20 protein-coding genes are annotated in these 25,199 nt (G+C 72.1%); 13 read left to right on the top strand and 7 right to left on the bottom strand.

What is annotated here, in order from left to right; genetic code table 11:
* Positions 1 to 39: 39 nt before the first annotated feature.
* The gene (locus ASC58_RS05635; protein ID WP_235529115.1) at positions 40 to 1,602 is read right to left on the bottom strand and encodes a cryptochrome/photolyase family protein; all 1,563 of its coding nucleotides are present in this window, start codon (positions 1,600 to 1,602) and stop codon (positions 40 to 42) included.
* A gap of 18 nt (positions 1,603 to 1,620) precedes the next feature.
* On the opposite strand from ASC58_RS05635, the gene ASC58_RS05630 reads away from it, so the two are divergent.
* Entirely contained in the window at positions 1,621 to 2,088 is a 468-nt protein-coding gene (locus ASC58_RS05630; RefSeq protein WP_056918636.1) for a DUF2867 domain-containing protein, read from the top strand.
* A gap of 39 nt (positions 2,089 to 2,127) precedes the next feature.
* Here the strand turns inward: ASC58_RS05630 and ASC58_RS21930 are convergent, their stop codons facing one another.
* Positions 2,128 to 3,654: a DUF6855 family protein gene (locus ASC58_RS21930; RefSeq protein ID WP_369796208.1), complete on the bottom strand. Its 1,527-nt coding sequence runs from the start codon at positions 3,652 to 3,654 to the stop codon at positions 2,128 to 2,130.
* A 91-nt stretch (positions 3,655 to 3,745) separates the two neighbouring features.
* On the opposite strand from ASC58_RS21930, the gene ASC58_RS05620 reads away from it, so the two are divergent.
* Positions 3,746 to 4,738 (top strand): malate dehydrogenase, encoded by a 993-nt coding sequence (locus tag ASC58_RS05620; RefSeq protein ID WP_056916719.1) that lies wholly within the window; start codon positions 3,746 to 3,748, stop codon positions 4,736 to 4,738.
* Between the two features lie 111 nt (positions 4,739 to 4,849).
* Here the strand turns inward: ASC58_RS05620 and ASC58_RS05615 are convergent, their stop codons facing one another.
* Genes ASC58_RS05615 through ASC58_RS05595 form a run of 5 tightly spaced genes read right to left on the bottom strand, consistent with a single transcriptional unit; the run spans position 4,850 to position 9,935 of the window.
* Positions 4,850 to 5,119, bottom strand: coding sequence for a DUF3017 domain-containing protein (locus ASC58_RS05615; RefSeq protein WP_200947742.1), 270 nt, complete (start codon positions 5,117 to 5,119; stop codon positions 4,850 to 4,852).
* Positions 5,120 to 5,123: 4 nt separating this feature from the next.
* On the bottom strand, positions 5,124 to 5,984 hold the full coding sequence (locus ASC58_RS05610) for a bifunctional methylenetetrahydrofolate dehydrogenase/methenyltetrahydrofolate cyclohydrolase (RefSeq protein WP_056918635.1): 861 nt from the start codon (positions 5,982 to 5,984) through the stop codon (positions 5,124 to 5,126).
* Between the two features lie 51 nt (positions 5,985 to 6,035).
* The gene (locus tag ASC58_RS05605; RefSeq protein ID WP_056918634.1) at positions 6,036 to 7,460 is read right to left on the bottom strand and encodes a DUF1116 domain-containing protein; all 1,425 of its coding nucleotides are present in this window, start codon (positions 7,458 to 7,460) and stop codon (positions 6,036 to 6,038) included.
* 1 nt (position 7,461) lies between these two features.
* Positions 7,462 to 8,967, bottom strand: a complete 1,506-nt coding sequence (locus ASC58_RS05600) for an FdrA family protein (protein WP_056918633.1) — start codon at positions 8,965 to 8,967, stop codon at positions 7,462 to 7,464.
* Positions 8,964 to 9,935, bottom strand: a complete 972-nt coding sequence (locus tag ASC58_RS05595; protein ID WP_157598376.1) for a DUF2877 domain-containing protein — start codon at positions 9,933 to 9,935, stop codon at positions 8,964 to 8,966. The genes ASC58_RS05600 and ASC58_RS05595 overlap by 4 nt, the downstream gene beginning before the upstream one ends.
* Before the next feature lie 131 nt (positions 9,936 to 10,066).
* Between ASC58_RS05595 and ASC58_RS05590 the strand changes: the two genes are divergently transcribed.
* From ASC58_RS05590 to ASC58_RS05540, 11 genes are all read left to right on the top strand, one after another.
* Positions 10,067 to 11,818 carry a CdaR family transcriptional regulator gene (locus ASC58_RS05590; RefSeq protein ID WP_082552993.1) on the top strand — a complete coding sequence of 584 codons (1,752 nt, stop codon included), beginning with the start codon at positions 10,067 to 10,069 and terminating at the stop codon, positions 11,816 to 11,818.
* A 241-nt stretch (positions 11,819 to 12,059) separates the two neighbouring features.
* Positions 12,060 to 13,457: a uracil-xanthine permease family protein gene (locus ASC58_RS05585; protein ID WP_235529114.1), complete on the top strand. Its 1,398-nt coding sequence runs from the start codon at positions 12,060 to 12,062 to the stop codon at positions 13,455 to 13,457.
* Positions 13,458 to 13,499: 42 nt separating this feature from the next.
* Positions 13,500 to 14,387 carry a xanthine dehydrogenase family protein subunit M gene (locus ASC58_RS05580; RefSeq protein ID WP_056916712.1) on the top strand — a complete coding sequence of 296 codons (888 nt, stop codon included), beginning with the start codon at positions 13,500 to 13,502 and terminating at the stop codon, positions 14,385 to 14,387.
* On the top strand, positions 14,384 to 14,881 hold the full coding sequence (locus tag ASC58_RS05575) for a (2Fe-2S)-binding protein (RefSeq protein WP_056916711.1): 498 nt from the start codon (positions 14,384 to 14,386) through the stop codon (positions 14,879 to 14,881). Before ASC58_RS05580 ends, ASC58_RS05575 begins: the two co-directional genes overlap by 4 nt.
* The gene (gene cutA / locus ASC58_RS05570; RefSeq protein ID WP_056916710.1) at positions 14,878 to 17,346 is read left to right on the top strand and encodes an aerobic carbon-monoxide dehydrogenase large subunit; all 2,469 of its coding nucleotides are present in this window, start codon (positions 14,878 to 14,880) and stop codon (positions 17,344 to 17,346) included. Before ASC58_RS05575 ends, cutA begins: the two co-directional genes overlap by 4 nt.
* Positions 17,346 to 18,005, top strand: coding sequence for a carbon monoxide dehydrogenase subunit G (locus ASC58_RS05565; protein ID WP_056918631.1), 660 nt, complete (start codon positions 17,346 to 17,348; stop codon positions 18,003 to 18,005). Before cutA ends, ASC58_RS05565 begins: the two co-directional genes overlap by 1 nt.
* Positions 18,005 to 18,901 (top strand): carbon-nitrogen hydrolase family protein, encoded by an 897-nt coding sequence (locus ASC58_RS05560; protein WP_056918630.1) that lies wholly within the window; start codon positions 18,005 to 18,007, stop codon positions 18,899 to 18,901. The genes ASC58_RS05565 and ASC58_RS05560 overlap by 1 nt, the downstream gene beginning before the upstream one ends.
* A 172-nt stretch (positions 18,902 to 19,073) precedes the next feature.
* Complete coding sequence (locus tag ASC58_RS05555; protein WP_056918629.1) at positions 19,074 to 19,508, top strand: VOC family protein; 435 nt, start codon at positions 19,074 to 19,076, stop codon at positions 19,506 to 19,508.
* A 91-nt stretch (positions 19,509 to 19,599) separates the two neighbouring features.
* A complete protein-coding gene (locus tag ASC58_RS05550) occupies positions 19,600 to 21,054 on the top strand; it encodes a serine hydrolase (protein ID WP_056918628.1) in 1,455 nt (484 codons plus the stop codon).
* A 60-nt stretch (positions 21,055 to 21,114) separates the two neighbouring features.
* Positions 21,115 to 23,217 carry a hydantoinase/oxoprolinase family protein gene (locus tag ASC58_RS05545; RefSeq protein ID WP_056918627.1) on the top strand — a complete coding sequence of 701 codons (2,103 nt, stop codon included), beginning with the start codon at positions 21,115 to 21,117 and terminating at the stop codon, positions 23,215 to 23,217.
* On the top strand, positions 23,214 to 25,151 hold the full coding sequence (locus ASC58_RS05540; RefSeq protein ID WP_056918626.1) for a hydantoinase B/oxoprolinase family protein: 1,938 nt from the start codon (positions 23,214 to 23,216) through the stop codon (positions 25,149 to 25,151). The genes ASC58_RS05545 and ASC58_RS05540 overlap by 4 nt, the downstream gene beginning before the upstream one ends.
* The last annotated feature ends 48 nt before the right edge of the window (positions 25,152 to 25,199 follow it).

Here is a 25,199-nt window from a genome sequence, read left to right as displayed (position 1 = left end):
GCGGCACCGGCCTTTCCGGTCACGTCACGTCAGGTCGAGTCAGGGGGCGTCTGTTCCCCTGGCCCGTTCCTGGTCGACGGTCGCCTCGAGGTCGGTGAGACGGTGCCGCTGCTGGAGCGGACGCGCCATACGGGGGTTGCCGTCCAGGCGGTCGGCGGTGCGGTCGAGGTAGGCCCAGTAGCCGGCGGTGAAGGGGCAGGCGTCCTCGCCGACCCTGACCGTGGGGCGGTAGCGGCAGCCGCCGCAGTAGTCCGACATCCGGTTCAGGTACGCGCCGCCGGACACGTAGGGCTTGGTGGTCATGGCGCCACCGTCGGCGTACTGGCTCATGCCCACGACGTTCGCGGGCATGACCCAGTCGTAGCCGTCCACGAACCGCGTCTGGAACCACTCGGTCAACGCGTCGGGGTCGTACCCGCGCTCCGCCGCCCAGTTGCCGAGCACCATGAGCCGCGGGATGTGGTGCACCCACCCCCGGTCGCGCACACCGGCGAGGACGTCCTTGAGGCACGCGGCCTCCACCGCGTCGGCATCGAGCTCGTCGAACCACCGTGGCAGCGGCTCGCGGGCCGCGAGGGCGTTGCGGCTGCGGTACTGGCCCCCGAAGTGCCAGTAGAGGTGCCAGACGTACTCGCGCCACCCGACGACCTGCCGCACGAACCCCTCGACCGAGGCCAGCGGTGCGTCACCGTCGTGGTAGGCGCGGACCGCCCGTTCGGCGACCTCCACGGGGTCGAGCAGCCCGAGGTTGAGGGGCACCGACAGGAGGCTGTGGGCCATCGCCCAGTCGCCGCGGAGCATGGCGTCCTCGTGCGGCCCGAACGCCCCGAGCCGGTGCGTGACGAACCGGTCGAGCGCCGCGAGCGCCTCGCGGCGGGTCACGGCGAACAGCCGCGGACCGTCCCTCCCCACGGTCACCAACCCGTCGTCGCGCTCCCACCGGTCGAGGTCCTCCCTCACCTGCGCGTCGACGTCGTCCTCGCGCGGCCGGTATGGCGCGGGCACGTCCAGGCGGTCCGCCCCCTTGGGCGGTGGCTCCCGGTTGTCCTCGTCGAACGACCACCGGCCACCCACGGGGTGGCCGTCCCCCTCGACGAGCAGGTCGAGCCGCTGGCGCTGGAACCGGTAGAAGTCCTCCATCCGCAACCGTCGCCGGTCGCCGGCCCAGCGCTGGAAGTCGGTGCGGGGCAGGGAGAACCCCGGTGTCGGGTCGACGGCCTCCACCCTGCCCGTCTCGAGCTGACGGGCGACGAAGTCGGCGGCCCTCCTCGAGGTCGGTTCGTAGACGCGGACGGGTTCGTCGAGCTCGCGCAGGGCCTGGCCGTAGGTGGCGGTCCGCAGGAGGACGGCCGAGTCGCCCAGCTCCGCGGCGCGGTGGCGCAGGGCGGACAGCACGAGGTGCAGCTTCTGACGGTGGTAGCGGCGCCGGCCCAGTGCCTCACGGCTCTCGACGAGCAGGACCCCGCCGCGGCCCACGTCGAAGTGCGGCCCGAGCTGGTCGGCGAACAGCCAGCGCCGCGTCACGGGTTCCCCACCGGCATCGTCACCCAGCCAGTCTGGGCGACCCCGCGTGCCACGGCGAGCCGGGCGGTCCGGTGCCACGCCGCATACGGTGGCTGGGTGGACCCAGTCATCGGCGGCACCCAGACCTCGCACGTCCACGCACCGCCCGAGGTCCTGTGGCAGGTGGTGACCTCGGTCGGTGGGGACACCGGCTGGTTCACGCCCGAGGCCGTCTGGGCGGCACGCTGCGGGGTGGACCGGGTCCTCGGCGGCCCCGGGCGCCGCCGGAAGCGGCCGGACCGGCCGTTGCGCCTCGGCGACAAGGTCGACTTCTGGACGGTGACGGCGATCGAGGCGGGCCGGCACCTGGTGCTGTCACCGGACACCCGGCTGCCGGGCAGCGCGTTCCTCGAGCTGGACGTGGCGCCGGACCGGGACGGCTCCCGGCTCACGCTGCGGCACGGGTTCGTCCCCGACGGGCTGGCCGGTCGCCTCTACGGTGAGGCGACCCGCCTCGGGGACGTCGCGCTCTACGCCTGGATGCACCGACGGATGGTCCTCGCTGCCGAGGACCTCGCCGGCTGACGGTCCCGCCGACCCAGGACCTCGGCCGGCGAGCGCGGGTCAGATCGCGCGCATCCGGTTGTTGCGCGGCTGGTGCTCGACCTCGGCGAGGCCCAGCTCCTCGAGCAGAGGTGGCAGGTACATGCCGACCCGGCCGCGATAGCCCTTGCGCAGGCCGTACCACCCGCCCAGCGGGTTGCCCTCCGAGCGGGCCCAGGCCTCGACGGTCCCGTCCTTGGCCGGCTTCTGCTCGTCGGCCGAACCCAGCGGCACCCAGTCACCCTGCTCCCGCAACCAGGCGTGCAGGTCATCGATGACACGGGCGTCGTAGGTCAGACGCGTCGAACCGACCTGGCAGACCAGCTGGGGCGGGTCGGTGTCGTCGTCGCGGTACATCGTGTAGTCACCGCTGCCCGGTGGCGTCCTGAGCGTCCACGGGTCGTCCTTGGTGCCAGCACCCATCACGTCCACCTTCGTCCTCGGTCGTGCACGTGATCGTCCACCCGGTCGACCACCCGATACCAGTCCAGTTCTACTCCCCTCCGGGCTCCCGGGGTCGCCCAGGGCGAGCTTGAGGCCCTCGTGCGACCTGGCGAACCCCAGCCGCTCGACGTAGAACCGCTGGGCGTCGGTGCGCCGCTTGTCCGTGGTCAGCTGGACGACCGCACAGCCCCGTCGCCGGGACTCCTCGATCCCCCAGCGCAGCATGGCCTCCCCGAGGCCATGGCCGCGCTGGGAGGCGGCGACGCGCACCGCCTCGACCTGGCTGCGCCACGCACCCCCGCGCGACAACCCGGGCAGGAACGTCAGCTGCATCGTCCCCACCACGGTGTCCTTCGACTCCAGGACGACGAGCAGGTGGCCCCGGTCGGCGTCGATCGCGTCAAAGGCCGCGAGGTACCCCGTGAGGTCGTGGCCGTCCTCGCGACCGGCGCCGATCTCGTCGTCGGCGAGGAGGTTCACGATGGCCGGAACGTCGGTCCGGACGGCTCGGCGCAGGACCACCTCGCCGGCGCCGGCGGGCAGCGTCGCGAGCGGGCGCCGGGCTGGGTCCCCCGGGCCGGGAACGGCGGCATACGGGTCCCCGGTCGTCCCTGCGGCACTCGTTGCCTCGTCGGTGTCGAACCACGTGGTGCCGTCGAAGGCCAGGGCCCGTTCGAGCCGGACGCGGGCCCGGTCCATGAGCGGCTCGGGCAGGGCGTCCACAGCGAACCAGCCCACCTCCAGCGACTCGTCGTCGTTGACCCTCGCCTCGCCGGAGAGGTGGCGGGCGAGGAAGCACAGGTCGAGGTACTGCGCTCGGTCGCCGTTGGGGTAGCCCTGCTCCGGCAGCGTCCAGACCGAGGTCAGTGCCTCGATCCTGGCGATGACACCGGTCTCCTCCTCGATCTCGCGGGCGAGGCCCACCGCCGGCTGCTCGCCGGGCTCGAGGATGCCGCTCACCAGGGCCCACTGGCCGTTGTCGGTGCGGCGGCCGAGGAGCACCTCACCGCGGTCGTTGCGCACGACGGCAGTGACGCCGGTGAGCCAGAGGAGGTCGGTGCCGACCTTGTCGCGCAGGGCGAGGATGAAGTCCGGGGTGGGCATGGCCTCGACCCTAACCACCGGGAACCCGTGCTCCGCACCCCTGCTAGCGTCGTGCACAGCTGTCCCACCCCACCGACGTGAAGGGCCCACCGTGAGCACTACCCCCGTCAAGGTCGCCGTCACCGGCGCCGCAGGCCAGATCGGCTACAGCCTCCTCTTCCGCATCGCGAGCGGCTCGCTGTTCGGCCCGGACACCCCGGTCGAGCTCCGACTGCTCGAGATCACCCCCGCGCTCAAGGCGCTCGAGGGTGTCGTCATGGAGCTCGACGACTGCGCGTTCCCGACGCTCGCCAAGGTCGAGATCGGTGACGACGCCGAGAAGATCTTCGACGGCGTCAACCACGCCCTCCTCGTCGGCGCCCGCCCGCGCGGCCCCGGTATGGAGCGTGGTGACCTCCTCGAGGCCAACGGCGGCATCTTCGCCCCGCAGGGCAAGGCCCTGAACAAGGTGGCCGCGGACGACATCCGTGTCACCGTGACCGGCAACCCGGCCAACACCAACGCCCTCATCGCGATGAGCAACGCGCCCGACATCGGTAGGGAGCGCTTCTCCGCGCTGACCCGTCTGGACCACAACCGCGCCATCTCGCAGCTGTCGGCCAAGCTCGGCGTGCCGGTGACCGAGATCAGGAAGATGACGATCTGGGGCAACCACTCCGCGACCCAGTACCCCGACCTGTTCCACGCCGAGGTCTCCGGCCGGAACGCCGCCGAGGCCGTGGGCGACCAGGAGTGGCTGGCCGGCACGTTCATCCCGACCGTCGCCAAGCGCGGCGCCGCGATCATCGAGGCCCGGGGCGCGTCCTCGGCCGCCTCCGCCGCGAGCGCCACCGTCGACCACGCCCGCGACTGGACGCTCGGCACCCCGGACGGCGACTGGGTGTCGATGTCGGTCTGCTCCGACGGCTCCTACGGGGTCCCGGAGGGCCTGATCTCCTCGTTCCCCGTGACCGTCAAGGACGGCCAGTGGTCGATCGTCCAGGGCCTGGAGATCGACGAGTTCTCCCGCGGCAAGATCGATGCGTCGGTCAAGGAGCTCGAGGAGGAGCGCGAGGCCGTCAAGGGCCTGGGCCTCATCGGCTGACGCACTCCCCTCACAGCACGGCGAACGGTCGGTCCCGGGTCACCCGGGACCGGCCGCTGCGTGTCTGCGCACGCGGCACCTGGACACGGTGACCGGTCGGCCACGGCCCGATCAGCCGCGGGGGCGAAGGTCCAGGCTCGCCGTGATCACGGCCAGGGTCACCCCGAGCAGCGCCATCGTCGCGACGTCGACGACGCGGGAGCGCACGACCAGGCCGCCGCTGAGCGCGGTCGGCAGGACCGCCCGGATCAGGGCAGCCATCAGCAGCCCCCCGGCGAGCACGAACCCGGCCAGTCGGACGTGACCCGCTGCGAAGGCCACCACCCCCAGCGCGAGGACCGGCGTGGCGACCCACCACCAGCCCAACCGGGGGATGACCACGAGGTCAGGCCGTGGCCGTGGCCGCGAGCCGGCGTTCGGCCGCACCCACGATGTTGGACAGCAGCAGGGCTCGCGTCATCGGACCGACACCACCGGGGTTGGGGCTGATCCAGCCGGCCACCTCCGCGACGTCGGGGGCGACGTCCCCGGCGATCTTCCCGTCGACCCGGCTGACGCCGACGTCGAGCACCGCGGCACCGGGCTTGACCATGTCCTTGGTGACGATTCCGGGCACACCGGCCGCGGCGATGACGATGTCGGCCCGGATGACCTCGGCGGCGAGGTCACGGGTGCCGGTGTGGCAGAGCGTGACGGTGGCGTTCTCGCTCTTGCGGGTGAGGATGAGCCCGAGCGGTCGCCCGACGGTGAGCCCGCGGCCGATGACCACGACGTTGGCACCGGCGATGGTCACGTCGTGGCGGCGCAGCAGCTCGATGCAGCCCATCGGCGTGCAGGGCAGCGGGGCCGCCTTGCCCAGGGCGAGCCAGCCGAGGTTGGTCGGGTGCAGCCCGTCCACGTCCTTCTCGGGGGACACCCGCGACAGCAGGGCCATCTCGTCCAGGCCCGTGGGCTGCTGCACGAGGAACCCCGTGCAGTCGGGGTCGGCGTTGAGCTCGTCGATGACCGCCTCGACCTCGACCTGCGTCGCGGTGGCGGGGAGGTCGCGACGGATGCTCGTGATGCCGATCTCGGCGCAGTCCTTGTGCTTGGCGTTGACGTACCAGTGGCTGCCGGGGTCGTCGCCGACGAGCACGGTGCCCAGTCCGGGGACCACTCCGTGCTCGCGCAGGACGTCCACCCTGCCGCGCAGCTCCTCCTTGATTGTCGCGAGTACTGCCTTGCCGTCCAGGATGCGCGCGCTCACGGTCCCGTATCCTGCCACGCCGGTCCGAGCGGTCCCCGGACCACCCACGGCTCAGCCCGCGGCCGGGGTGGGCAGCGCGTCGGCGAGGGCGTCGAGCGCCTGCGTGAAGCACTGCGCGGGCGGGGTGACCAGCCCGGCCCCGACCTGACCCGTCCCGGCGACCCGGCCCGCCATACCGGTGTTGATCTGCGGGAGGATCCCGGTCCGCACCACCGCGGTGACGTCGATGGCGGTGGGAGTTCCGCGGAACTCCAGGATCGGCACCTGGTATGCCGTGTGCTCACCGACCGTGATGTCGTACATGGTGCGCGTGGTCCGGAGGGCGAACGGGACGTCGCCGCCCACGAACTTCACGATGGCCGGGGCTGCCGCCATCGCGAACCCCCCGATCCCCGCGGTCTCGGTGATCGCGGAGTCGCCGATGTCGGGGTTGGCGTCGTCCGGGCCGTACGAGCCGAGGAACAGCCCTTCCGGGGTGTTCGCCGGACCGGTGAACCAGCGGTCGCCGGTCCCGGCCGTGCGGATGCCGAAGTCGGTGCCGTTGCGAGCCATCGTCGTCACCACGGTGGAGCCCGGGATTCCTTCCGCCGCAAGGGCCGACAGCTTGCACGCCGGCATGCCGAGGTTGAGGAAGAAGTGCTCGTTGGCACCGGAGAAGCGCACCGCCTCCGCGATGTCGGTGGACGACCCGTCGGCCGTGATGAGGGACGGCAGGAGCTCACGCAGCAGCATGAGCGAGCCGGCACGGTTGCGGTTGTGCCCCTCGTCGCCCATCTGGAGCATCTGGGCGATGATCGCCTTGATGTCGATCGGCCCGGCAGCCCGCACGGCCTGCTGGAGCAGCGGGCCGAGGACGGAGTTCATCCAGTGCAGGCGGTCGACGACCTCCGGGCCGTACGCGCCGTACCGGAGGACCTTGCCGAGGCCTTCGTTGAGCGAGCACCAGGACGTGTGGTCGTGCACCTCGTCGCGCAGCTCGTACAGCCACATCGACGGTGAGATGACTCCGGCCATCGGGCCCACCGCATCGCGGTGGTGGCAGGGCTCGAGCGCCACGTGGCTGGCGGCGAGGGCCGTCTCCGCGGCTTCCGGGGTGTCGGCCATCCCCTCGAAGAGCATCGCCCCGATCAGGGCACCGCGCATCGGGCCCGAGGCACGTTCCCACTCCAGCGGCGGGCCGGCGTGCAGGAAGGTGCCGCGCTCCAGCCCGAGCACCTCGTGGGCCGGTCGGACGTCGACGAGGTCGGCACCCGCTGCGGTCATCCGTTGCAGGGCAAGGGCATTCGCATCACGTCGGCGGCGGTCAGCCATCACCCGGACGAGGGGGTCGACGGAGCCGTCCGGCGGTGGCTGCCACTGCGCCTCCCCCACGACGACGGCCTGGTCGCGCAAGGCGTCGCTGAGCAACCCCGCGCCGGCGGTCGCGACGACCGGGTCGGTGGTCAGCAACCCGTGCAGGTCGACGTGCCCGGCCATGTCAGGCCTCCTCGGTGGTCGGCAGGAGGGACACGGCGCGCCTCGTGGCAGCCGCGTTGGAGAGGAACACCGCCGCACCGGCCGACCGCAGCGCCTCGGCGCAGCGGGTCAGCCCCTGCGGGTCGCCGTCGGTGCCGGTGAGCGACACGACGACCGGGAGGTCGCGGCCCGAGGCTGCGGCCGAGGCGCGGGCCGAGCGCACGGCCTCGGCGAGCTCCTCCGCAGGGTCGGGGTGGGCCCCGTGACCCAGGACGAGGTCGAGCAGCAGCACGCCGCAACCCGCGTCAGTGGCCTCGGTGTGGATGCGTTCGAGCCGCAGGCTGGGATCGATCATCGGGTGGGCGCGCCCGCGCGTCAGCCCGTCGTCACCGAAGTCGAGCACGACGTGCCCGTCGGCGCGCAGGTCGTCACCCACCGCGAGCTCGGGTCGCAGGGGGATGTTGGAACGGATGTCGCCCCGGCCGTCCCCCAGCTCCTCCCCCGCGACGAGCATCGCCTCGTCGGCGAGCGTGCCGCCGCAGAACAGCCCGCGCAGGGACCCCCGGGCCACGGGCTGTTGCGGGACGTCCCACACCGGCCACGTGGGTACCGACCTGCCAAGGGCGGCGAGCACGTTCTCGACCGAGGTGGTGAGGTCGGGCCGACCGGCCCCCAGCGTCGCCCAGTGGACCTGGGTGCCGAGCCCGGCGGCATACGCCTCGAGGTCGGCGAGCACCTCCGGGGCCGGCGGCTTGGAGACGACGACGATGGTGTCCGTCCCCTCGTCGGCGGCGAGGGCGGCGAGCGCCTGCCGGGTGGACCGCCCGGCGACGCGGGACGACAGGTCGCGCCCTCCGACGCCCAGGCAGTGGCTCACCCCGACACCGGCGGCGTCGAGGAGGGCCATCACCTGCTGGGCTCCTGTCCCGGAGGCGGCGACCAGCCCGACCCGTCCGGGCGAGACGACGTTGGCGAACCCGAGGGCCACGCCACCGACCACGGCGGTGCCGCAGTCCGGACCCATCACGAGCACGCCACGGTCGGCCGCTGCGTCCTTGAGGAGCACCTCCGTGTCGACGTCGACGTTGTCGGAGAACAGCATCACGCTCACCCCGCGGTCGATGGCGTCGAACGCCTCCACCGCCGCGTGACGACCGGGGACGGAGACGAGGGCGAGGTTCGCACCGACCGCGTCGATGGCGCGACCGAGGGTCCGTGGTGGCGGGGCGTCGCCGAACCCTCCTGCCGACGTCCCGGCCGACCGGAGCGCTGCGAGGGCGTCGTCGACGGCGGCCCGCCCGGTGGCCACCCCCGTCTCGTCGGCAGCGCGCAGGGCGACGACGAGGTCGTTGGGTGAGGCGGCCGGGACGTCGAAACCCATGCCGCGCAGCACCTCGAGGTTCAGCTCGGTCGCCATCGCGACCTGGGCCGCGTCGACGCCCGGGGCTGCCGCCGCCGTGCGCGAGACCTGCATGAGGCTGACCGAGTCGACGTAGACCCCGGTCCTCAGCTCGACGTGATCGGTCACGAGGTCACTCCTGGGGTCGTCGGGAGGTGGTGGGCGCCCACGGTGGGCAGCCCCAGCACGCGACTGCTCGGGTCACCTCCGCAAGTGCTGTCCGCCGCCGCCAGCGCCCCCGCGAGCCCGGCGAGCAGGTCGGCACCCGAGCTGTGGCCGATGGCCCGCACCTCCAGGGCCGCGGGAACGACGTCGGGTTCGCTCTCGCGGCCACCGGCGAGCGCCGCGGCGAGGCGGACGACGGCCGGCACGGCATACCCGTCGGCGGCCTCGGTGAGCAGGGCGGCGGAGACGGCGGTCGTGGCGCCGAGACGGGGTCGGACCGTCGTCCACAGGTGCCGGCGCGCGTCCTCGGCGCCCGCGAGGCGCAGGGCGAGGAGCACGCCGCACAGGACGTCGTCACCGCTGGGGGTCAGCCCCTGCCCCACTCCCACCGTGTGACCGACGACGTCGACCAACGACTCGCCCCTCAGGGCCGTCGTGGCGAGGTGCCGCGCCGGCACCGCCCACCCGGGGGAGGCGAGCCGCCCGAGGGAGCCGGTCGCCGCAACCCCCGGGAGGTGGCCGGACGTCGGCACGCGGACCGGCCGCCAGACGCGGGCTCGTCGGATCGTCGCGCCGGGAAGGCGGATCTCCCCGTCGCCCACACCCACCCGGTCGCCGGGCTGGACCCCCCAGCCGAGCCGGGACGACCCGGGGGCGAGCACCACGGCGTTGGGCAGGCGCAGCCCCGACTGGGCCACCACGGGCAGGATCCCCTCGGTGGTGCCGTCGGGCCGGCTGCGGTCGAACCGCAGGTAGAACGCGAGCGGGTGGACCGCGACGACGGTGGCACTCCTCGGACGCCGGGCCAGCATCCCCACGGACCGTTCGGAGACCGCGGCCGGCCAGGTGGGGGCTCCCCCCTCGGCGGGCGCAGGGCTGCTCCTGGTGGCACGGTCCATCGTGCCGGCGAGAGGCGTCCCGGAGGGCGTCACGGGTGCTGCACCTCCTCGGCGTCGGGTCGCGCAGGACTGACGAGAGAGCCGCGCGGGTTCCGTGGACAGGGGACCACGAGCCCCGCGCGGCTTCGAGCAGCGACGCTACCCAGTGGGACTACAGTCCCCTCATGGTGAATGTTGCCAATGATCCCGGCGTCCTTGACGCGGAGTTGCCAGCCGCCCAGGCGCTGGCGGCAACACCCCTGCCCACCCGCGAGCTCGTCACTGGTGTGCCACTCAGCAGGGTCCTGCTCCTGCCGGCGCTGGCCGGGGCCACCGTGCACGCGACGGCCGACCAGCTGGGGACCGTCGTCACACGGGCGTCGGTGCACGACACGCAGGCGGGCTCGCGACCCGGCTCCCGACCCGACTCCGGGCGCGAGCTCAGTCCCGACCACCACGTGGTCTGCCTCGACCCCGCCAGGCTCGCGCCCGGCACCGACGTCCGGGGCCTGGTCGACACCCTGGTCGCCGGTGGCGCAGCCGCCCTCGTCGTGACCCGCAACGGCGGCACGAACGGCACCGACTGGCGCAGCACCGGGGCTGCGGCCGGCCTCCCCGTCGTGCTGGTCCGCGGCGCCAGCCCCGAGCTCGTCGTCACCGAGGTCCTCGGGGCGCTGCTCGACCAGCAGTCCGGAATCCTCGCCCGGGTCGACGAGGCCCACCAGATCCTCGTCGGGATCGTGCTCGCGGGAGGCGGCCTCGAGGACCTGTGCGAGCGCCTGGCCGGGTTCCTCGGTGGGGCCACGATGGTGACGACGACCGACGGGCGGGTGCTCGCCCGCGCCGGTTCGGAGGCCGACCTCGAGGCGGCCCTGGCGCTGGACTGCTTCGACCGGACGGGGCGGCTGGTCACCGAACGCGAACCCGTCGGCATCCGCGACCCCCGCGCCGACAACGCCGGCCGCGCCCTCGTCCGGATCGTGGCGGGACAGCTCGACCACGGGCTGCTCTCGGCGTTCGTCGTGGACCGGGCCCTGACCGCCGACGACGTCCACCTGCTCGAGCGCGCCGCCACCGTGGCGGCCCTGGCCATCACCAAGGACCAGGCGGTGTCGGCGGTCGAGGGCAAGTACCGCGCGGAGTTCCTCCGCGACGCGCTCTCCGGACGAGCGGGCGCGCCCGCCGAGGCGATCGCGCACGCAGCAGCCCTCGGGTGGGACATCGACCGCCGGCTCGTCGTCGTCGTCGCCGAGACCGACGAGGACGACGCCCACACGACGCGCTCCCCCGAGGAGGTGAGCTCGCTGCAGCAACGCTTCGCCCGAGCCTGGAGCCAGGCGATGGCGGTGCGCGACCCGCGCGCCCCGGTGGTGGGGTTCAGCCAGGAGGTCGTCGCCCTGCACGCCGTCCCGGCAGACGCCGACACCGATGCCGTCATGCGCGCCGTGGGCGAGGTCGTCCGGATCGTGCGCGGCGACGGCGGAGGGGGGCGTCGCACGTTCTCGACCGGGGTGTCGCGGCCGATCGACTCCCTCGCCGGTCTCCCCGCGGCATACGACGAGGCGCTCAGTGCCGTGAGCGTGGGGCGGCAGCTGCACGGAGCCTCCGCGCTGACCCACTTCGACGGGCTCGGCGTGTTCCGGCTGCTGTCGCTGATCCCGGACAGCGCGGACCTGCGCCGGTTCGTCGAGGAGTCGCTGGGGCCGCTCGCGAACGACGACCTCCCCGAGCACGCGGACCTGCGCACCACCCTGAGCGTGCTGATCGACACGAACATGAACGTCGCCGAGACCGCCCGCATGCTGTTCTTCCACTACAACACGTTGCGCTACCGCATCGCCAAGCTCGAGAAGATGCTCGGCCCGTTCACCTCCGACCCGCAGCTGCGACTCAAGCTGGCCCTGGCCCTGAAGGTCCACCAGATGCGCGGCATCTGAGCGCTGGGGGCGAGTGCACGACCTGCCGAACCAGTGCCCGCCCCCGATGGCAACTGTTGCCCAATGCACGGCCCGCGCGTCCCGCTAGTTTTCGCATGTCCCGGGGTGCCCGGGTCGTAGGGTCGCCGCACCGCGTGACGTTCGACCTGGGGCAGCGCTGCTCCCTCCCCCCACCCGGCGCGGCAGTCGACAAGGAGTCCTCATGGCATTGGGCTGGAAACTTCACGGTGACGGTCGCACGATGGGGCCCGACGACGTCGTCGCCCCCGACGAGCGGCTCTCCTGGGGCAAGACCATCGGGCTCGGCGCCCAGCACGTCGTCGCGATGTTCGGGGCGACGTTCGTCTTCCCCCTGATCATGGGCCTCAACGCCCAGCTGGCGATCATGATGAGCGGCATCGCGACGATCGCGTTCCTGCTCATCGTCCAGGGCAAGGTGCCGTCCTACCTCGGCACCTCGGCGTCCTTCGTCGGCGGTGTCGCGGCGATCCGCGCGCAGGGCGGCGACTCGGCCGAGGTGACCGGGGCGATCCTCGTCGCCGGTGTCGTCCTCGCCCTCGTCGGCGTGCTCATCCACTTCGCCGGCTCACGGGTGGTGCACAAGGTGCTGCCACCGGTCGTCACCGGTGCGGTGGTCATGCTCATCGGGTTCAACCTCGCCCCGGTGGTGGCCACGATCTACTGGCCCCAGGACCAGTGGGTCGCCCTGCTCGTCATGGTGTTCACCATCGTGTGCGCGGTGGCCGTCCGTGGCTTCGTCGGCCGCATCGCCATCTTCCTCGCACTGATCTTCGGCTACGTCCTCTCGTGGATCTTCGACAAGGCCTTCGGCCAGATCACCGCCTACGACGCGGGCGCCGGCAAGATCACGACCCACTTCCGCACCAACTTCGACGGCGTCAAGGCTGCCGACTGGATCGGGTTCCCGCCCCACACCGAGCTCGTCGCCGGCAAGGAGGTCGTCGGCTGGCACGCGCCGAGCTTCTCGGTCGCCGCGATCCTGCTCGTCCTCCCGGCCGTCATCGCCCTGATCGCGGAGAACACCGGCCACGTCAAGGCGGTCGCCGAGATGACCAAGACCGACCTCGACCCCGTCATGGGTCGCGCCATCGCCGCGGACGGCATCGGCACGGTGCTCGCCTCCTCGGTCGGCGGCTCCCCCACGACGACGTACGCCGAGAACATCGGTGTCATGGCCGCCACGCGCGTCTACTCGACAGCGGCCTACTACGTCGCCGCGGTCGTGGCCATCCTGTTCGGTCTCTCACCGAAGTTCGGTGCCCTCGTCGCCTCCACCCCCGGTGGCGTCCTCGGCGGGATCACCGTGGTCCTCTACGGCATGATCGGCCTGCTCGGCGCCAAGATCTGGAAGGAGAACGGTGTCGACTTCGGCAACCCGATCAACCTCGTCCCGGTCGCGGCCGGCATCGTCATCGGCATCGGCAACGTCTCGCTGAAGTTCACCGACGACTTCTCGCTCAGCGGCATCGCCCTCGGCACGATCGTCGCCGTCGGCGCGTACCACCTCGCCAAGTCCCTGGCCCCCTCCGACCTGCGAGCGAAGGCAGAGGGCTCTGTGCTCACCGTGGGCAGGGAGACGTATGGCGACGGTGAGGACGACCTCCGACCTCGCCGCTGACCCGTCCTTCCCACCCGCCCACCGAACAGGCAGGATCAGTCCGTGAAGCCCGCTCCGTTCGTGCACCACGCACCTCGCACCGTCGAGGAGGCCGTCGCGGTGCTCGGGCGGGTGGGCCACGACGGGAAGGTCCTCGCCGGTGGGCAGAGCCTGATCCCGATCCTCAACATGCGGCTGGCCTCCCCGGCCCACCTCGTCGACATCAACCGCGTGACCGGCCTCGACGCCGTCACCGTCACCGACGAGGTGGTCCGGGTCGGGGCCCTGGTGCGGCACGCAGGACTCGAGGCCCACGAGGGCGCATATGCCGCGTCGCCGCTGCTGCGCCGCGCCCTGCGGCACGTGGCCCACCCGGCCATCCGCAACCGCGGGACCACGGTGGGATCCATCGCCCACGCGGACGCTGCAGGCGAGATGCCGGCCATCCTCGCGCTGACCGGTGGCGTGGTCGAGGCCGTCGGGCCTGCCGGGGCGCGCGAGATCCCTTGGCACGACTTCTTCCTCGGCGCGCTCGAGACGTCCCTGGAACCCGACGAGCTGGCAGTGGCTGTGCGCTTCCCGAGACTGCCTGCTGCCACCGGGACGGCGTTCGCCGAACGCGCCCGTCGGCACGGCGACTACGCCATCGCCGGAGCTGCCGCCTCGGTCGCCGTGGCGGACGGGGTGGTCACGTCGGCGAGGCTGTCGTTCGTCTCCGTCACCGAGGTGCCCGGGGTGGTCGACGTGACAGAGGCCGTCCAGGGCCAGTCCCCCGAGGGGATCGACTGGTCCCTGTGCGACGACCTGATCCGCGACCACCTCTCACCGGAGGCCGACATCCACGCCACGGCGGAGTACCGCACCATGCTCGCCACCCGACTCGCCCACCTCACCCTGGCCGAGGCCGCCAGCGACTCGATCGCTTCCAGCGCAGGAGGATCCGCCGCATGAGCGAGCCCGTCCCCGAGGAGCTGCTCGACGTCACCGTCACGGTCAACGACGTCCCGCGTCACGCCCGGGTGCCGGCCCGACGGTTGCTGTCCGACTTCCTGCGGCACGACCTCGGCCTCACCGGCACCCACGTCGGGTGCGAGCACGGGGTCTGCGGCGCCTGCACCGTCCTTGTCGACGGCGCCCCGGTGCGCGCGTGCCTGATGTTCGCGGTGAGCGCCCAGGCCCATGCGGTCACCACCATCGAGGGCCTCGGCACCATCGACGCCATGGGCCCGGTGCAGCAGGCGTTCACCGAGTGCCACGGTCTGCAATGCGGCTTCTGCACCCCCGGCTTCGTCACGACGATCACGGCCTACCTCGAGGAGAACCCCGACCCGACGCAGGACGAGGCCCGCGAGGCGATCTCGGGGAACCTGTGCCGCTGCACCGGCTACCAGAACATCGTCAAGTCCGTCCTGCGCGCTGCCGAGATCAAGGCGGCCGGCTCGTGACCACCCAGATGTTCGGCGCCCCGGTCAGGCGTCGGGAGGACCCGCGCCTGGTGACCGGCGGTGGCAAGTTCCTCGACGACCTCGGACGCGGCGCCCTCGCGGCTGCCTTCGTCCGAAGTCCGCACGCCCACGCCAAGGTCGTCGACATCGACGTCACCGATGCCCTCGACGTCGAGGGGCTGGTCGCGATCTACACGCACGAGGACCTCCCCGGCCGGGTCGGCGAACCCCTGCCGCTGCTCATCCCCCACCCCACGCTGACCCACGGCCGCACCCAGCACGCCCTGGCCAGGGACGAGGTCAACCACGTCGGCGAACCAGTCGTCATGGTCGTCGCCCGCGACCGCTACCTCGCCGAGGACGCCTGCGCCCGGATCCGCGTCGACTACGAGCCGCTCCCCCCTGTCGTCGGCATCGAGGCCGCCCGCACCGCCGACCTGCTCGTCCACGACGACGTCCCCGGCAACATCGCGGCCCACATGCTCCAGGAGGTCGGTGACGTCGAGGCCGCCATCGCCGGCGCGCCGCACGTGCTCGAGCTGGACCTCGCCATCGAGCGCAGCGCCTGCATGCCCATGGAGGGCAAGGGGGTCTACGCCCGCTGGGACGCCGACCGCGACGAGCTGCGCATCTACTCCTCCACCCAGACCTCCACCGGGGTGCGCGCAGCCGTCGCCGCCAAGCTCGGTATGCCGCTCGCCAAGGTCGAGTGCATCGCCCCCGACGTGGGTGGTGGGTTCGGGGTCAAGATCAACCACCCGTGGCCCGAGGAGGTCCTCGTCCCCTGGGTCGCGAAGACCCTCGGGGTCGAGGTGAAGTGGGTCGAGGACCGCCGCGAGCACTTCATCTCCTCGGCGCACGAACGAGGCCAGCTCCAGCAGGTGCGGGTCGGCTTCGACGACGACGGCCGGCTCCTCGGACTGGACGTCAAGTTCTGGCACGACAACGGGGCGTACACGCCATACGGGATCATCGTCCCGATCATCACCTCCACCCAGCTGCTCGGCCCCTACAAGCCGGGGACGTACCGCTGCGAGTTCTGGTCGCTCTACACGAACACCGTCCTCGTCACGCCGTACCGCGGCGCCGGCCGGCCGCAGGGGTGCTTCGCCATGGAGCGCACCATGGACGCGATCGCCGACGAGCTCGGGCTGGACCGGGCCGAGGTGCGGTCGCGCAACTTCATCCAGCCGAGCGAGATGCCGTTCGACCACGGTCTGCTGTTCCAGGACGGCCGTCCGCTGAAGTACGACTCCGGCGACTTCCCCGCGTCGCTGGACAAGCTCAAGGCGCTCGTCGGGTGGGACGACTTCGCCGAGTACCGCGAGCGGGCGCAGGTCGAGGGCCGCAAGGTGGGCCTCGGGATCGGGTGCTACGTCGAGGGAACCGGCGTCGGCCCCTACGAGGGCGGCCACATCCAGATCGAGACCAGCGGCCGGGTCAACGTGTCCACCGGACTCACGTCGCAGGGCCAGGGACACGAGACGGCGTTCGCGCAGGTGGTGGCCCAGGAGCTCGGGGTGCCGATCGAGGACGTGTTCGTCACGACGGGTGACACGCGCCGGATGCCCTACGCCGTCGGCACTTTCGCGTCCCGGGCGGCGGTGATGAGCGGCAACGCGATCGCCCTCGCTGCCCGCAACGTGCGGGCGAAGGCGCTGCGGATCGCGGCCGACGCGCTCGAGGTGTCGGCCGACGACCTCGAGATCGTCGACGGCATCATCCGCGTCAAGGGCGCGCCCGACACCGCGATGTCGCTCGGCACGGTGTCGGTGATGAGCAACCCGCTGCGCTACGCCTTCGACGAGGCGGCGAAGGCGGCGACCCAGTTCGCCGGCAGCAACGACCCCGACAAGCCTCCCGTGGCGGACGACGACGAACCCGGCCTGGAGGGTCGCGACTTCTACTCCCCGACGCAGGCGACGTTCGCCAACGGCATGCACGCGGCGATCGTCGAGACCGACCCGGTCACCGCCGAGATCCGCATCCTGCGCTACTGCGTCATCCACGACTGCGGCACGATGATCAACCCGATGATCGTCGAGGGACAGGTCCACGGCGGTGTCGCCCAGGGCGTGGGCGGCGCGCTCTACGAACGGATGGTCTACGACGAGTCGGGGCAGCTGCTCAACGCGTCGTTCATGGACTTCCTCATGCCGTACGCCTCCGAGATCCCCCACATCGAGACCGACCACCTCGAGACGCCGTCGCCGCTGAACCCGTTGGGGATCAAGGGTGCCGGCGAGGCCGGCTGCATCCCGGTCAGCGCCGTGATCGCGTCGGCCGTCTCCGACGCCGAGGGCTTCGCGATCACCTCGATGCCGATCTCACCGGTCGAGCTCTGGGAGCTGCGCCAGCGCCACGCGGCCGGCGAGATCCCCTCCCTGCGCGACCACGCGCCATACCCCTCCGGTGGCTCCGCGCAGCCCGACGACCTGACCGGCCCCACGACGAGGAAGTCCTGATGAAGATCTCCGGCACGGCCGCCCTGACCTCCAGCCCGCAGCAGGTGTGGGACGCCTTCCACGACCCAGCCGTCCTGGCCAGGTGCCTCCCCGGGTGCGAGTCGCTGACCCAGATCGGCGAGGACGAGTACGCCATGACCGTCACGGCAGGGGTCGCGGCGATCAAGGGCACGTACGACGGTCGCGTCGCGCTCAAGGACCCGCAGCCTCCGGGCCAGTTCACGATGAAGGCGACCGGTGCCGGCGGACCGGGCACGGTCGACGCGGACGTGGTCGTGCGGCTCGTCGCCGCAGCCGGAGGAGGCACCGACCTCTCGTACGACGCGGACGCGGCCGTGGGCGGTGTGATCGGCGGGGTGGGTCAGCGGATGCTCGCCGGTGTGACCCGCAAGATGGCCGGCCAGTTCTTCGCCGCCGTCGACGCCGACATCGCCGGGGTCCGCCCCGAGCCCATCGAGTCCCCCGTGCTCACCCGTGCGCCCGGCGCACCGGCCGGTTCGCCGGTCTACGCCGGCATCGCGGCCACACCGGCCGCCTCCCTGGGACGGCCCGGCTCGTCGGTGGCCGGCAACCGCGACTGGGCGTATGGCGTGCTCGCGGGTGGGGCGGTGGCCCTCGCCGGGGTTATCGTCGGGTGGAACCTAGGGAGGCGACACTGATGCGCGCATTCACCGCCGCGGCCGTCCAGATCGCACCGGTCGCCGGGCCGCTGTCACCGGAGGTCGTCCGCAAGAACCTCGACAAGTGCGTCGACTTCACCCGCCGCTGCGTCGACGCCACCGGTGCCGAGCTCGTCGTGCTGCCCGAGACGGCGACGACCGGGTTCACGCCCGACTGCTCGACCGAGGAGCTGTGGGACCTGGTCTCCGAGGTCCCCGGACCCGTGACCGAACCCGTGCAGCAGGTCGCCCGCGACCTCGGCGTGCACGTCTGCCTGGGCACCTACGAACGCGGCCCCGAGCGCGGGACCGTCTACAACGCCTCGGTGCTCATCGACCCGAGTGGCGACGTGGTCGGCGTCTACCGCAAGACCCACCCGTTCTGCACCGAGCACGTCGACGGCGGCGGCTGGGTCACGCCCGGCGACACGGTCACGGTCGTCGACACCCCGCTCGGGAAGATCGGCATGATCGTCTGCTTCGACGGCGACTACCCGGAGCTCTCGCGGATCCAGGCCGTCCAGGGCGCCGAGGTCATCCTGCGTCCCTCCGCCCTGCTCCGGTCCGCCGACATCTGGGAGCTCACGTCGCGGGCCCGGGCCTACGACAACCACGTCTTCGTCGTCGGGGCCAACGCCACCGGCGTCGACGCGGCCGGCGTCCTCTACTTCGGCAACTCCCACATCGTCACGCCCGTCGGCCACATCGTCGCCAAGGCCGCCTCCCACGAGGGCTGGGTGTCGGCCCTGCTCGACCCGTCGACGGCGCTCGGGTCGTTGACGCCGGGCTCGAACATCGGCCAGGGGTTCGACCACCTGCGCGACCGCAACCTCGACCTCATCCGCAACCACCGCGACGACCTCGAACGCCCCGCGCAGTCCTCGTTCCCCCACTGACGGCGAGCGTCCGCCACCGCCACCCCTACCCCGCCCGCCACCCCGCCCGCCACCCCCGCCCTCCACCCCGCCTTTGGGTGCCCAGACGGTCGGAATTCCGCCCGTCTGGGCACCCAAAGCGCGGGGGGCGAGATCCTTTCGCCTGCCGCTGACTCGCGGCAGACTGCCCGGCATGGACTGGACCCTGGAAGTCGTCATCCTGCCCGTGAGCGACCTGGACTCGGCGGTGGGGTTCTACCGCGACAAGGTCGGCTTCGACCTCGACCACCGCACCACGAACGAGCACATGGACGTCGCCCAGCTGACGCCCCGCGGGTCTGGCTGCTCGATCGTCGTCGGCACGCTCCCGTCCCAGCAGGAGATGGCAGCGGGTTCGATGCGCGGCCTGCAGCTCGTCGTCGCGGATGCGAACGCCGCGCGCGAGGAGCTCGTCGGCCGCGGGGTGGAGTGCAGCGAGGTGACGGTGTTCGACGAGCGTGACGGCGGGACGTTCTTCGGGTTCGCCGACCCGGACGGCAACACCTGGGCGGTGCAACAGCTCAAGGTCCGCGGCGAGAAACCGCTGATCCCGCTCGACCACCGGGGCCGGTTCGGCACCGACGCCTGACCCACCTCTCGCTTTGGGTGCCCCGATGGTCGGAAATCCGTCCGCCTGGGCACCCAAAGCGCAGGGGGCGTCCGCGGGTTAGCCTCGACGAGTGCCCCTGCCGACCAGCTCGCCCTCTGCCCAGCACGTCGACGCCCGCGGCGTCCTCGCCCTCGTCGACGCCCTCGAGGCCGGTGGGCACGACCCGCACAGCCTCCTCATCGCCAGGCACGGCCACGTCATTACCCGCGGCTGGTGGGCGCCCTACGCCGCCGAGCGCAACCAGCTCGTCTACTCCCTGAGCAAGTCGTTCACCGCTGCCACCGTCGGCCTGCTGGTCGACGCGGGTCGGGTCTCCCTGGACGACAAGGTGTTCGACCTCATCCCGGCCTCCGAGATCCCGGCCGGGGCGGAGGTCCACGGACGCTTCGCGCGCCTCACCCTCGGCCACTGCCTGACCATGGCGACGGGCCACGAGGTCGATGCCTGGACCCCTGCCGTCCTGCGGGCCGCCCACACCCCCGCCGGGGACGGCACGGACCCGGTCCTCGGCGCCATCCTCGCTGCGCCCGCGGAGCAGGAGCCCGGCACGGTGTGGGCCTACAACCAGGTCGCGACCTACCTCGCCGGGGCCGTGGTCCGGGCCGTCACCGGGGAAGGGCTGCTCGAGTTCGCGCGGCCGCGCCTGCTCGACCCGCTGGGCGCCCGCGGCGTCCGCTGGCACCGCACCGCCACGGGTCGCGAGCTCGCCTTCTCCGGCATCCACGTCGGCACCGAGGCGATCCTCGCCCTGGCCCAGACCCACCTCGACCACGGTGCGTGGCTGGGCGAGCCGCTCCTCTCCCCCGAGTGGGTCGCGCGGGCCACCGCGCCGACCGGCCTGCCGAACACGGAGGCCGACCCCAACCCCGACTGGGCCCAGGGCTACGGCTGCTCCTTCTGGATCGCCCGCCACGGCTACCGCGGCGACGGCGCCTACGGCCAGTTCGCGATCGTCCTGCCCGAGCAGGACATCGCCGTCGCCATCACGTCGGAGGCTGTCGACATGCAGGCCGTCCTCGACCTCGTCTGGGAGCACCTCCTCCCGGCGGTCGACCGTGACGGCACCCCCGAGGCCGACGCCGAGCTCAGCGGCCGGCTGGCGGACCTGCGCGTCCCCACCCCCGCGTCCACGGGCACCGGTCCGGACGACGCGTCATGGACGAGGTCCCCCGACAGCACCCTCCCCGAGGCGTATGCCGCGGTGAGCCTCGCGCGCGCCGGCGCGGCATACGAGCTCGTCCTGGAGCGCAACGGCACCAAGGTGCCGTTGGCGGTGGGCGACGGTGAGTGGGTCGAGTCGTTGCTTGCGGTCCAGGGGGCCGAGCTGCCGGTCATGGCCGCCGGCGGGTGGCAGGAGGACGGGAAGTTCGCCGCCGACCTGCGGCTCATCGAGACCCCCCACTCGGTGCAGGTCCGCACGCGCCCCGACGGCACCGTGGTGCTGGGCTGGCGCGAGGTGCCGCTGAACGGACCGGACCCGGTTCACACCGCCGTGCGCGGTCCCGCCCTGCCTGCACAGTCCTGAGCACGGTGGTTGGCAACTTGTGCCAACGCATCGACTCCCACGGCTCGGTTGAATCGTCCCGTGACGACACAGCCCACTCGACGCATCCGGATCGGCATCGACACAGGCGGCACGTTCACCGACGTCGTGGCCTTCGACGAGGACTCCGGCGAGCTCGTCACCACCAAGACACCGTCGACCCCGGCGAACCCCGCTGACGGGTTCATCACCGGCGTCCACAAGGTGCTCGGCCTCATGGGGGCGAGCGGGAGCGACATCACCGCGGTCTGCCACGGCACGACCGTCGCGACCAACCAGCTGCTCGAGGGCAAGGTCGAGTCGCTGGGGTTCATCACGACCGAGGGCTACGAGTTCATCCTCGAGATCGCCCGGCAGGCCGTCCCCGACGGCTACGGCAACTCCTACTTCTGGGTGAAGCCCCCACGCATCGTCCCGGTCGACCTCGTCCGGACGGTTGGCGGTCGGATCGACTTCGAGGGCAACGAGATCCGCCCCTTCGACGAGGAGTCTGCGGTCGCGGCTGCCCGTTGGTTCAGGGACCGCGGAATCACGACCATCGGCGTCTGCCTGCTGCACTCGTACGCCGACGACAGCCACGAGCTGGCCGTCCGTGAGGTGCTGCGCCGCGAGCACCCCGACGCGGTCGTCTCCATCTCGAGCGAGGTGCTGCGCGAGTACCGCGAGTACGAGCGCTCCATGACCACGCTCGTCGACGCGGCGGTGAAGCCGAAGGTGTCGCGCTACGTCGCCAACATCCACTCCAGGCTCGACCAGATCGCGCCCGGCGTGGCCTTCTCCATCATGAAGTCCAACGGCGGCGTGCTGTCGGCCGACGAGGTCGTCAACCAGCCGATCACGACGGTGCTCTCGGGACCGGCTGCAGGCGCGCTCGGCGCCGGGCTCATCGCGCAGCGGGCCGGGTTCCCGAAGGTGCTGACCTGCGACGGCGGTGGCACGTCCACCGACGTGAGCGTCGTCCTCGACGGCGAGCCCACTCTCACGACCGAGGGCACGATCGGCGCGTACCCCAGCAAGATCCCCATGATCGACGTCGTCACCGTCGGTGCCGGCGGCGGCTCCATCGCCTGGGTCACCCCGGAGGGAACGCTCAAGGTGGGGCCCCAGTCGGCCGGCGCGGACCCGGGTCCCCTCTGCTACGCCAAGGGGGGCACCGAGCCGACGATCACGGACGCCCACGTCGTCCTGGGCCGGATCCCCCCGCACCTGCTCGGGGGCGAGATCGCACTGGACGTCGACGCCGCCCGCCGGGGGATCGACGAGCTGGCCGGACGCCTGGGGCTGGCCCCGGTTCGGTGCGCCACCGGCATCCTGGAGATCTCGGCGTGGAACCAGGCCAACGCGCTGCGCCAGGTGTCGGTCAAGCGCGGTCTCGACGTGCGCGACTTCATGCTGACGACGTTCGGGGGTTCGGGCTCGCTGCTGGCCTGCCGCCTCGTCGACATCCTCGACCTCGCAGGAGTCGTCGTCCCGCAGAACCCCGGCAACGTCTCGGCGTTCGGCCTGCTCACCGTCGACGTGAAGAACGACTACGTGCAGACCGCTGTAGCCCGGCACGACGCCCTCGACCACGCAGCGGTCCAGAAGACGTTCGAATCGCTCACCGACCGGGCCGCGAACGCCCTTGACGGAGAGGGCTTTCCGCGCTCGGCACACCGGTACACCCGCACCGTCGACCTGCGCTACTTCGGCCAGGCGTTCGAGGTCCGCGTGACCGCACCGGACGGCACGGTCGACGCCGCGTATGCCGCCGCGGTCGCCGACCGCTTCCACGCCGAGCACCGCGCGTTGTACGGCTACGACTTCCGCGACGACCCGACCCAGCAGGTCGAGTGGGTGAACCTGCGCGTGACGGGCGTCGGCCCGATCACCCGACCGCAGCTGCGCGACCTCCCCACCGGCTCAGCCGAGGATGACGCGGCCGCGCAACGCCTGCAACGACCGGTCTGCTTCGACGCGGACGAAGGCCATGTCGACACCCCGGTCATCTGGCGACCGGACCTGCGGGCCGGCGACACGTTCGACGGACCCGCGATCGTCGAGGAGTTCGGCTCCACGGTCCCGGTCCACCCCGGCTTCACCGTCCGTGTCGACGCGATCGGCAACCTCGTGATCACCCGTGCCACCACCGGAGGCGACCGATGAACCCTGCTGGCCTGCCCACGGCATACGAGCACGGTGGGCGGCTCACCCCGCTCGGAAGCACCGTCGACCCCATCCTGGTCGAGATCGTCCAGGGCACCCTGGCCAGCGTCGAGATGGAGGTGGAGACCTCGATCGCGCGCACCAGCCGTTCCCCCATGATCCGCGACGCGCATGACTTCCGGGCCGGCATCCACGACCGGCAGCTGCGCAAGCTCACCGGCCGCTCGTACTCCGCGCTGGTGCACCCGATCGTCCGTGACTTCCCCCTGGCCGAGATGGCCGAGGGTGATGTCTTCTTCCACAACGACGTCTACGAGTCCGAGGGGGGCATCGGCCACCTGCCGGACCTCTGCGTGACGGTGCCGGTGTTCGCTGACGGCGAGGTCGTGGCGTTCGTCCAGGCGTTCGGCCACCACGACGACATCGGTGGCGCGGTGCCCGGCTCGATGCCGAGCAACGCCACGAGCGTGCACGAGGAAGGCCTCGCAGTTCCGCCGATCAAGCTGTGGGACAAGGGAGTTCCGAACAAGGCAGCTCTGCGGATCATGACCCGCAACTCGCGGATGCCCGACTCCCTCGCGGCCGACCTCGACGCCGAGTGCTCGGCCTGCCTCATGGGCGCGCGACGTCTCGGCGAGCTGTTCGCGCGGTACGGGCGGGCCGACGTGGAGGCGGCGTTCGACGCCATCCTCGACGCGACGACGGAGACGTACCGTCGCGAGATCCTGTCGAAGATCCCCGACGGCACCTACGTCTGGGAGGACTACGCCGAGCACGACGGCGTCGACGAGCCCCGGCTGCACACCCAGCGGATCACGCTGACCAAGGTGAGCGATGCGCCCGCCGACCCCGAGAACGGTCGCCCTGCCGGCCCGCGCCTCATCATCGACTTCACCGGCACCGCACCCCAGGCCAAGGGACCGATCAACCACTGCGGCGACTACGTCGGCGGCAACTTCCTGAAGAAGTGGCTCGCTCCGATCCTGCGCAACCTCGCCGACACCCCGGAGCGGATGGCCGAGCTCGACGTGAACGAGGGCGTGGTGCCGCTGATCGAGATGCGCTTCCCCGACAAGGGCACGTTGCTGACACCCATCTTCCCGGCCCCCACCAACGCCCGGACGTTCGTCATCCTGCGGCTGCTCGGGGTGCTGGCCGGTGTGGTCGCCAAGGCCGTGGACGGCAAGATGCCCGCCGACCAGGAGACGATCCGCTACACCGGCGTCTACGGCAAGGACCGCGACGGCAACGACTACCTCATGCGCGAGGTCCTCGGTGGCGGCTCGGGTGGGCGCTACTACGCCGACGGCGAAGACACGATCCACGTCGTCCCCGACTCGCGCAACCTCCCGACCGAGTTCACCGAGAGCCGGTTCCCCTTCATCGTCGAGCGGCTCGGCCTCGCCGTCGACTCCGGCGGCGCCGGGCGCTACCGCGGCGGCCTCGGGTACGAGAAGCAGATCCGGATGCTCAAGGACGCCCACTTCATGTCCATCGCCGACCGCTCGATCCTCGCCTGCTGGGGGGTCAAGGGCGGCAAGGCCGGTATGTCGTTCAACGTCACCGTCGACCTCGGCGGCCCCGACGAGCGCGAGGTCGACGCGCTGGCCGATGCCGAGCCGATCAGGGCAGGGCAGGTGATCCGCATCCGCACCACCGGCGGCGGTGGCTGGGGCGATCCGCTGGAGCGCCCCTACGAGGACGTCGAGCGCGACCTGCGGTGGGGGAAGGTCTCGTTCGAGGGCGCGCGTCGTGACTACGGCGTGGTCGCGACGGGTTCGAAGGACGAGCCGGTGGTCGACGCGGCCTCGTCCGACGCGCTGCGCGCGGAGCTGAGGGCGGCCCGCCCCGAGGCGGGGGCGTTCTTCGACCGGGGACCGGGGTACGCGCGGCTGGCCGACGGCCGGACCACCGCTGAGGTCGACTGGCTCTGAGTCCCACCCCGGACGGGGTGCCGTGACCCGCTCGGCGGAGTTGACCGA

This window comes from Phycicoccus sp. Root101, from assembly GCF_001426245.1.
Taxonomy (GTDB): Bacteria; Actinomycetota; Actinomycetes; order Actinomycetales; family Dermatophilaceae; genus Pedococcus.
The sequence above is the reverse complement of the archived record's forward strand: the minus strand, read 5'-3'. Positions and strand labels throughout refer to the sequence as shown.